Here is an 8875-nt window from a genome sequence, read left to right on the forward strand (position 1 = left end):
GCGGGTGGTTTTCTGTTTCGGTCGCTTCCGCTCCCTCAACTGCCTGAAGGCCTAACAAAAGAAGGGCGGCCACCCCCGAGGATGGCCGCCCTTCCGAAAGACGCCGCCTTCACGCCGTGAGCGTGAAGAGCCTGCGGGCATCAGTCCCACACGCGCTTGTCTTCGATGGGCTTGATCTGAGGAGGCAGGCTGCCCGGAGCGAGGATGCGCAGTTCGGGACGCAGCTTGATGCGCTCGCGGAACAGATGCTGAAGCTCTTCCTTGCGCTTGAAGTTGCTCGCTTCGATGTAGAGCACCATTTCGTCCACGCCGCCGGGGTTGGTGACTTCGATCTGCCAGCGCTTGATTTCCTCGAAGCGGGCCATGACCTGTTCCACCTGATGGGGGTAGACGAACATGCCCTTGATGCGGGCGGTGGTGTCCACGCGGCCGACGATGCTGCCGAGACGGGGGCTGGTACGCCCGCAGGAGCAGGGCGTGCGGTCGATGTAGGACAAGTCGCCCGTGGCAAGACGGATCAGAGGATAGGTCTTGTTGAAGGCGGTGACCACCACTTCGCCCACTTCGCCGTCCTTGAGCGGAATGCCCGTGTCGGGATGGCAGATTTCCACATAGCAGCGGTTGGAAATGTGCAGGCCGTTCTTCTGGAAGCACTCGTAGCCTATGCAGCCCACGTCGGCCGTGCCGTAGCCCTGGCGCATGATGATGTCGTATTTCTTCTCCATCTGGCTGCGGATCTTTTCGGAAAGGCGCTCGCCGGTGACGAAGGCCACTTCAAGGAAAAGATCCTTGCGCAGATTGAGTCCCTTTTCCTCGGCGCGCTGGGCAAGATGCATGAGGAAGCTCGGCGTGCCCACGTAGCCGGACACGCGCAGCTTCTGCATGATGTCGAGCTGCGTGGCGGCGTCGGTGGGACCGGCGGGAATGGAGGCGCAGCCGAGATTGCGCAGGGGCTCTTCAAACATGAGGCCAGCCGGAGCGAGATGGTAGTTGAAGGTCACCTGCACGGCGTCGCCGGGACGGAAGCCCACGGAATAGAAGGCTTCGGTGTATCCCCAGTAGTCGTCGTTGCGGTCTTCGGGGTCGAAGATGGGACCGGGAGAAAGGAACACACGACGCAGCTCGCCGATATCCTTGGTGAGCAGACCGCCGAGGCGGGGGCCCATGGTCTGCAGGAAGATGAGTTCCTTCTTTTTAAGGATGGGAATGTGCTTGAGGTCGGACAGGGTCTTGAACTTCTCGACGTTGAACTGCGCGCGGTCGAAACGCTTCTTCACGTCTTCCGAATAGCGGTAGGCGTAGGAGAGCAGATCCTTGAGCTGAATGAGGTTGTACTGGCGGCGTTCGCTCTCGTCGAGCACTTCGCGACGGCTGTAAATACCTTCCGTACGATCTTTGCGGGTCATGGCGGAACTCCGTTATATGGAAATGTCTGTACTTTGGCTGAAAGAACGATTTTTATAGACGAATTAGCGGAATATTGCAAGGATTTTTTTATTTTTTATGGTATTTCAATAGGTTATATTAAGATTTTTCTTCGCTTGATTTCCTCTGTTCAGAGGGGGTATCCTGAAAATGTTGGACAGACGGCGCAGTTGAGCGTAAAAGATTGCCTCCGTTCTGTCCGATGCTCCCTTTTCATGCACGGGCGGCCGCACGGCCTGCCTTAACTCCAGACACTCCTCGAGGTGTGCGCCCATGATGCCCAAAGTCGTTCTGCTGGGTCGCCCCAATGTGGGCAAGTCCACCCTGTTCAACCGCCTCATCCGCAGCAACCGCGCCATCACCCACGACCGTCCGGGCGTGACGCGCGACCGCATGGAAGGCGTGGTGCGCTCACGCTACGGCCGCGACTTCGCCATCGTCGACACGGGCGGCATCACGCTCGATCATCATCAGGCCGTGGCCGAAGGTCCCGCAGGCATCCGCGGCTTCGAGGCGGACATTCTGCGTCAGGCCGAAGCTGCGCTCAAGGAAGCCGACGTCATCTGCATGGTGGTGGACGGTCGCGACGGTCTCATGCCCTTTGACGAGCACCTCGCCTCCTATCTTCGCCGCTGCGACAAGCCCATCCTGCTGGTGGTCAACAAGGTGGACGGCGCGGAAAAGGAAGAGCTCATGCTCGCGGACTTCCACGGACTCGGATTTCCTCTCATCGCCTGCTCGGCGGAACACGGGCACAATCTGCGCGCGCTCGAGGAAGAAATCCGCGACATGCTGCCGGAAGATGACGGCTTCGACGACGAGGAGGAGGCCGAAAAGCCTGAAGATCTGGAAGAAGACCGCGACAAGCCCGGCATCCGCCGCCGCAAGGTGACGGATCATCTGCGTCTGTGCCTGCTCGGCCGCCCCAACGCGGGCAAGTCCTCCATGACCAACGCCTTCATCGGCGAGGACCGCATGATCGTCAGCGATCAGGCCGGCACCACGCGCGACAGCGTGGACGTCACGGTGGAAAAGAACGGCAAGACCTACACCTTCGTGGACACGGCAGGCGTCCGCCGCCGCTCGCGCATCACCGACACGGTGGAACGCTTTTCCGTGAACTCTTCGCTCAAGAGCACCACCAAGGCCGACGTGACCTTCCTCCTGCTGGACGCCACCGAAGGGCTCACCACCCAGGACAAGCGCCTCATTGAGCTTCTCGACGAGCGCAAGACGCCCTTCCTCATCATCGTGAACAAGATAGACCTCATTCCCGTGAAGGCGCGCACCGAACTCATGAAAAATCTTCAGGAAGAGCTCAGCTTCTGCTACCACGTGCCTCTCGTGCCCACGAGTGCGCGCACGGGCGAAGGCCTCGGCAAGCTCATCCCGCTCGCCGAGCGCATTTACGCCGAATGCGGCACCCGCGTGTCCACCGGTCTGCTCAACCGTGCCATGGAAGAAACGCTCACCCGTCATCAGGCTCCCGTGGTGCGCCGCGTTCGTCCCAAGTTCTTCTATCTCACGCAGGCGGAAAGCGAACCGCCGACCTTCGTCTGCTTCGTCAACGACGCCGACCGCGTGGCGCCCTCCTACGCCCGCTATCTGGAACGCTCCCTGCGACGCATCTTCGGCATACGCCATGCCCCCATGCGTCTGCACCTGCGCTCCGCCCACGCAAAAAGAGAAAAGAAATGACCCGCAGGGCCATGAAGATTGCACCTTCATGGCCCTTTTCGTCGCCTTTCCGAAAGGTCGGAACATTCGCGTTCTTCTCCACGCAGACGCGACGCGCCTTTTGCTTCGCCCGGCCTTTTTCCGCCGGTTCCGTCTTTTTCCTGCTCTCAACGCGCCTCGGAGTTTTCATGACCATCGAAGAACGAAAGGAACGCCCGGAAGCCCTGCTCGGCTGTCTTCTGCTCGTCTGGGAATCCTCGGTGACGGCGACGCACGACTTTTTGTCCAATCAGGACATCATTCTGCTCAGACCGACCGTTCTCGACTGCCTGCGCAGCGTTCCCGTGCTTTTCGTCGCCATGGAAGGAACAAGGCCGGTCGGCTTTCTCGGCATGAACGGCGAGAGCGTGGACATGCTCTTCGTCGACGCCCGTTTCCGAGGTCAGGGCACGGGCGGGGCGCTTCTCAACGAGGCCATGGCACGGGGAGCCCGCCGGCTCGACGTCAATGAGCAGAATCCGCAGGCCGTCGGCTTTTATCTGCATATGGGCTTCACGGTGTCCGGACGGAGCGAAACCGACGCCCTCGGTCTGCCCTTCCCCATTCTTCACATGAAAAGGGACTGAACGCGCTTTTTTTCTCATGTATCTGTGCACAGAAATGCGTCGTGTCAAAGCACGGACTCTCTACTGGTGCGGAAAATAACTTCGCATCCGCCTCATATTTGTCCACCATACTCATAGCTTTTTGTCTGCGGGCATGCTACCTCTATAAAAAAAGGAGGTTCCATGAGTACTCTTGTCGTCGTTGCCTATCCCAACGAGTTTCAGGCTGAAGAAGTACGTCTGAGACTTCTCAAAATGCAGCAGGAATATCTTGTCGATCTGGAAGACGCCGTGATCGCCGTCCGCAAGCAGGACGGCAAGATAAAGCTGCTTCAGCTTCACAACCTTACCGGTGCGGGAGCCGTTTCCGGCGGCTTCTGGGGCCTTCTCATAGGCCTGCTCTTCATGAATCCCCTGCTCGGCGCCGCCGTGGGAGCCGGAGCCGGAGCCATTTCCGGCGCTCTGGCCGACGTGGGCATCGACGATCGTTTCATGAAGGAGCTCGGCAGCAATCTCAAGCCCGGCGGCTCCATGCTGTTCATTCTCTTCCGCAGCATCACCATGGACAAGGCTCTTCAGGAACTTGCCGGCACGGGCGGCACCATCATTCAGACCTCGCTTTCCCACGAGGACGAACAGCGGCTGCGCAACGCCATGCACGCCGCGCCCTCAGACCATGAATGCGACGCCGCGGAAACGACCATTTCCAGAAATTCCAGCCAGGCGTCCAACCTGCGCTGCAGCGATCCCGTCGAGACTCCGAAGGACGACGCGGAATGCGATCCTGCGGAGGAAGCCATTTCCAGAAACTCCAGCCGCGATTCCAACCTGCGCTGCGGCGATGCCGAAGACAAGCCCGCGGAAGAGTCCGCGGAATGCGACGCCGCGGAAGAGACCATCTCCCGCAATTCCAGCCAGGGTTCTAACCTGCGCTGCTGACCTTCCTCCATCTCCGTCACGATCAAGGCCGGGAAGTACGCTTTCCGGCCTTTTTCACGTCCTTTTTCCGTCACGCCGAAAACGGCGTGAGACGGACATGATTTGCGCGGTTGACAGGTACAGTGCACCTCGATATCCTGACCTATCTTTTTCCGATTTTAATCCAACCCCGGAGGAAACATATGGCCACTGTGCTTGGCAAGGCATTGACATTCGATGATGTCCTTCTGGTTCCCGAATATTCGGAAGTCACCCCGGACATGGTCGACGTGTCGGCATGGCTGACTCCCAGCATCAAGCTCGGCGTACCCTTCATCTCTGCCGCCATGGATACCGTAACGGAAGCCGAAATGGCCATTTCCATGGCCCGTCAGGGCGGCATAGGCATCATCCACAAGAACATGGATGTCGCCCGCCAGCGCCTCGAGGTGGAAAAGGTCAAGAAGTCCGAAAGCGGCATGATTCTCGACCCCGTGACCGTCGCTCCCGACGACACGGTGCAGCATGCCCTCGACCTCATGTCCGACTTCCGCGTTTCCGGTCTGCCCGTGGTGAAGAACAGCGCCCTCGTGGGCATTCTGACCAACCGCGACGTGCGCTTCGTCACCGAACCGCAGACCACGCTTGTCTGCGAAGTGATGACCCGCGAAAATCTCGTGACCGTGCCCGTGGGCACCACGCTTGAAGAAGCCAAGCATCACCTGCACGCCCATCGCATCGAAAAGCTCCTTGTCGTGGATGAAAACCGCCAGCTGCGCGGCCTCATCACCATGAAGGACATCGACAAGGTGCAGCAGTACCCCAACGCCAGCAAGGACGACAAGGGCCGCCTGCGCGTGGGTGCCGCCGTCAGCATCAGCAAGGACTGCGAATACCGCGCCTCCGAGCTGCTTGCCGCAGGCGTCGACGTGCTCGTGCTCGACTGCGCTCACGGCCACTCCGCCAACGTGCTCCGCAGCGTGGAAATGCTGCGCACCACCTTCCCGAACTGCCAGCTCATCGCGGGCAACGTGGCCACCTATGAAGGCGCCAAGGCCCTCATCAAGGCCGGTGCGGACACCGTGAAGGTCGGCATCGGACCCGGCTCCATCTGCACCACCCGAGTGGTGGCCGGCGTGGGCGTTCCTCAGGTGACGGCCGTCATGGAAGGCAGCCGCGCCGCCCGTGAAGCCGACCGCTGCTGCATCGCCGACGGCGGACTCAAGTTCTCCGGCGACATCGTGAAGGCCCTCGCCTGCGGCGCCCACACCGTCATGATCGGCAGCATGCTCGCCGGTACCGACGAAAGCCCGGGCGAAACCATTCTCTATCAGGGCCGCGCCTACAAGACCTACCGCGGCATGGGCTCCATCGACGCCATGCGCGCCGGCAGCGCCGACCGCTACTTCCAGAACCCCACCAAGAAGCTTGTGCCCGAGGGCATCGTGGGCCGTGTGCCCGCACGCGGCCCCGTGGCGGACACCATTTTCCAGCTGGTGGGTGGTCTGCGTTCCGGCATGGGCTATCTCGGCGCATCCACGCTGGATGAACTGTACGAAAAGGCCCACATGGTTGAGATTTCCGCTTCCGGTCTGCGTGAAAGCCACGTCCACGACGTCATCATCACCAAGGAAGCCCCCAACTACAAGGTTGAAAACTAAATAACACGGCCCTGTTCCACCTTACGCAGGCGGAACAGGGCCTCAACTTTTCCGGAACCGCCCATGTCCAAAGTCATCATTCTGGACTTCGGCTCTCAGGTTACGCAGCTCATTGCCCGCCGCGTGCGCGAAGCCGGAGTATACTCCGAAATTCATCCCTGCATCACCTCTGCCGCGGACGTAGCCGCCATGCAGCCCGATGCCGTCATCCTTTCCGGCGGCCCCGCCAGCGTAGGCGCAAAGGATGCCCCCCGTCTCGACAGGGGGCTTCTTGAACTCGGCGTGCCGGTGCTCGGCATCTGCTACGGCATGCAGCTTCTCGCCCATGAACTGGGCGGCGAGCTTGCCCAGTCCGAAACCCGCGAATACGGCCCCGCCGACTTTGAAAAGGTGGCCGACTGCCCCCTCTGGGACGGCATCGAATCTCTGGCCGAAGGCAAAACCTCCCGCGTGTGGATGTCCCACGGCGACAAGGTGCAGACGCCTCCTCCCGGATTCATCGTCACCGGCCGCACCGCCACGCTCGACGTTGCTGCCATGAGCTGCGATGAACGCCGCATCTATGCGCTGCAGTTCCATCCCGAAGTGCATCACTCCGAAGACGGCGCGCAGATGATCCGCAACTTCCTCTTCAAGGTGGCGCACATCGAACCCGACTGGTCCATGAGCTCCTTTGTGGAACGCGTGGTCAGGCAGGTGCGTGAAACCGTGGGCGACAGCCACGTCATCTGCGCACTTTCCGGCGGCGTGGATTCCACCGTGGTGGCCGTGCTGCTCAACAAGGCCATCGGTCAGCAGCTGCACTGCATCTTTGTGGATAACGGCGTGCTCCGCCAGAATGAAGGCGAAGAAGTCGTCGGCTATCTGCGCGAGCACTTCAATCTGAACCTCAAGTATGTTCAGGCTTCCGAACTGTTCCTCGGCCTGCTCGCCGGCGTGGACGATCCCGAACAGAAGCGCAAGATCATCGGCCACACCTTCATCGACGTGTTCGACAAGGAAGCGCAGGCCATCAAGGACGCCGGTCACGACGTGAAGTTCCTGGCCCAGGGAACCCTGTATCCCGACGTCATCGAATCCGTCTCCTACAAGGGACCGAGCGCCGTCATCAAGAGCCACCACAACGTAGGCGGCCTGCCGGAAAAGATGAACATGAAGCTCATCGAACCCCTGCGCGAGCTGTTCAAGGACGAAGTGCGCGCCGTGGGCGCGGAACTCGGTATTCCCGAATCCATTCTGTGGCGTCATCCCTTCCCCGGTCCGGGCCTTGCCATCCGCGTCATCGGCGAAGTGACGAAGCCGCGCCTTGAAATTCTGCGCAAGGCCGACGTCATCGTCATGGAAGAACTGCGTGCCTCCGGCTGGTACCGCAAGGTCTGGCAGGGCTTTGCCGTTCTCCTGCCGCTCAAGACCGTCGGCGTCATGGGCGACGGTCGCACCTATGAGCACGTCATTGCCCTGCGCATCGTGGAAAGCGTGGACGCCATGACCGCCGACTGGGCTCGTCTGCCCGACGACCTTCTGGCCAGAATCTCCGGTCGCATCATCAATGAAGTCAAGGGCGTCAACCGCGTCGTGTACGACATATCTTCCAAACCTCCGTCCACCATCGAGTGGGAATAAATCATGAAAACCGCAAGTCCCTTTTATCGGGACTTGCGGTTTTTTATGCTCCGCCGACGATCCACAGGTCAAACGGGTACGGCGGCCCGGAGCAGACGGAAGCGGCTGTGGAGGCCGACAAGCAGAGGGAACAGACGGAGAAAGGCCGCAAACGGCCACGGCACTCCCTTAACCGGGGAGAAAGGTAAAAAGTGGATTTATAAGGTATTCTATGATATACTTCTTTTTAAGGAATGGAAAGATTAACCGAGAGTTATGGAGGGCCTAATACAAATGGAACAAGGAAGAATTCTTGTGATTACAGGATCTCCAGGAACCGGAAAAACTACAACATCATCTATTATTGCGAAAGAATCTAGCATGGAAAAGTCTGTTCATATGCATACGGATGACTTTTATCATTATCTGAGCAAAAACGCCATTCCTCCACATCTGCCGCAATCTAACGACCAAAACTTGGTAGTGATTGAGTCTTTCTTAGAAGCCGCAAAGCGGTTTGCTCGCGGTGGATATGATGTAATTGTAGATGGCATTATCGGCCCGTGGTTTCTGGAGCCGTGGCTAAATGTCGTTCAAGAGGGATATGAGGTACACTACATCATTTTGAGAACTAATAAAGAAGAAACCATAAAACGGGCGATTGGGCGCTCAAAATTAGATAGAGATACAAATATCGAATTGGTAGAAACGATGTGGGAACAATTTTGCAATCTCGGAATATACGAGAAAAATGTTATAGACACTACTAATCTTTCGATTAACGATACCGTTCTCACAGTAAAAGAAAAAATTAGAAATAAAACCTGTTTGCTACATCAATAACTTCGACATTTTGAACCATCGCAAATCCCGTCGGGGTCGTCAATGGTCGAATTGCGTCCCATGGTGGGATTGATTTCCGCCGGGGCGGAAATCAATCCCCTATTGCCTGGGAGCGTTTACGCTCCCAGGCGGTGGTCGAAACGG

General features: G+C 58.8%; 6 protein-coding genes and 1 pseudogene. 6 read left to right on the forward strand and 1 reads right to left on the reverse strand.

The genetic code is table 11. The features are described 5' to 3' along the window. Positions 1–140 precede the first annotated feature (140 nt). Complete coding sequence (locus QZZ60_RS08655; protein WP_294445884.1) at positions 141–1406, reverse strand: phenylacetate--CoA ligase family protein; 1266 nt, start codon at positions 1404–1406, stop codon at positions 141–143. Positions 1407–1698: 292 nt separating this feature from the next. On the opposite strand from QZZ60_RS08655, the gene der reads away from it, so the two are divergent. The 6 genes and pseudogenes from der (at position 1699) to QZZ60_RS08685 (ending at position 8731) form a co-directional block, all read left to right on the forward strand. Further along, positions 1699–3123 (forward strand): ribosome biogenesis GTPase Der, encoded by a 1425-nt coding sequence (gene der / locus QZZ60_RS08660; RefSeq protein WP_295640545.1) that lies wholly within the window; start codon positions 1699–1701, stop codon positions 3121–3123. A gap of 167 nt (positions 3124–3290) precedes the next feature. Next, a complete protein-coding gene (locus tag QZZ60_RS08665; protein WP_295640547.1) occupies positions 3291–3728 on the forward strand; it encodes a GNAT family N-acetyltransferase in 438 nt (145 codons plus the stop codon). Positions 3729–3890: 162 nt separating this feature from the next. Then, a pseudogene (locus QZZ60_RS08670) lies at positions 3891–4373 on the forward strand (DUF1269 domain-containing protein); the annotation flags it as partial. 455 nt (positions 4374–4828) lie between these two features. Then, entirely contained in the window at positions 4829–6286 is a 1458-nt protein-coding gene (gene guaB, locus QZZ60_RS08675) for an IMP dehydrogenase (RefSeq protein ID WP_295640548.1), read from the forward strand. 63 nt (positions 6287–6349) lie between these two features. Then, positions 6350–7909, forward strand: a complete 1560-nt coding sequence (guaA, locus tag QZZ60_RS08680; protein WP_295640550.1) for a glutamine-hydrolyzing GMP synthase — start codon at positions 6350–6352, stop codon at positions 7907–7909. A gap of 273 nt (positions 7910–8182) precedes the next feature. Then, a complete protein-coding gene (locus tag QZZ60_RS08685) occupies positions 8183–8731 on the forward strand; it encodes an AAA family ATPase (RefSeq protein WP_087302447.1) in 549 nt (182 codons plus the stop codon). Positions 8732–8875: the final 144 nt, after the last annotated feature.

The sequence above is a fragment of the uncultured Mailhella sp. genome, from assembly GCF_905187505.1.
In the GTDB taxonomy this organism is placed as follows: domain Bacteria; phylum Desulfobacterota; class Desulfovibrionia; order Desulfovibrionales; family Desulfovibrionaceae; genus Mailhella.

What these genes read in the sequence shown, in the direction of transcription:
- QZZ60_RS08685 (WP_087302447.1), top strand. Translation starts at nt 8,183, where the DNA reads ATGGAACAAGGAAGAATTCTTGTGATTACAGGATCTCCAGGAACCGGA.
- QZZ60_RS08665 (WP_295640547.1), top strand. Translation starts at nt 3,291, where the DNA reads ATGACCATCGAAGAACGAAAGGAACGCCCGGAAGCCCTGCTCGGCTGT.
- der (WP_295640545.1), top strand. Translation starts at nt 1,699, where the DNA reads ATGATGCCCAAAGTCGTTCTGCTGGGTCGCCCCAATGTGGGCAAGTCC.
- guaA (WP_295640550.1), top strand. Translation starts at nt 6,350, where the DNA reads ATGTCCAAAGTCATCATTCTGGACTTCGGCTCTCAGGTTACGCAGCTC.
- QZZ60_RS08655 (WP_294445884.1), bottom strand. Translation starts at nt 1,406, where the DNA reads ATGACCCGCAAAGATCGTACGGAAGGTATTTACAGCCGTCGCGAAGTG.
- guaB (WP_295640548.1), top strand. Translation starts at nt 4,829, where the DNA reads ATGGCCACTGTGCTTGGCAAGGCATTGACATTCGATGATGTCCTTCTG.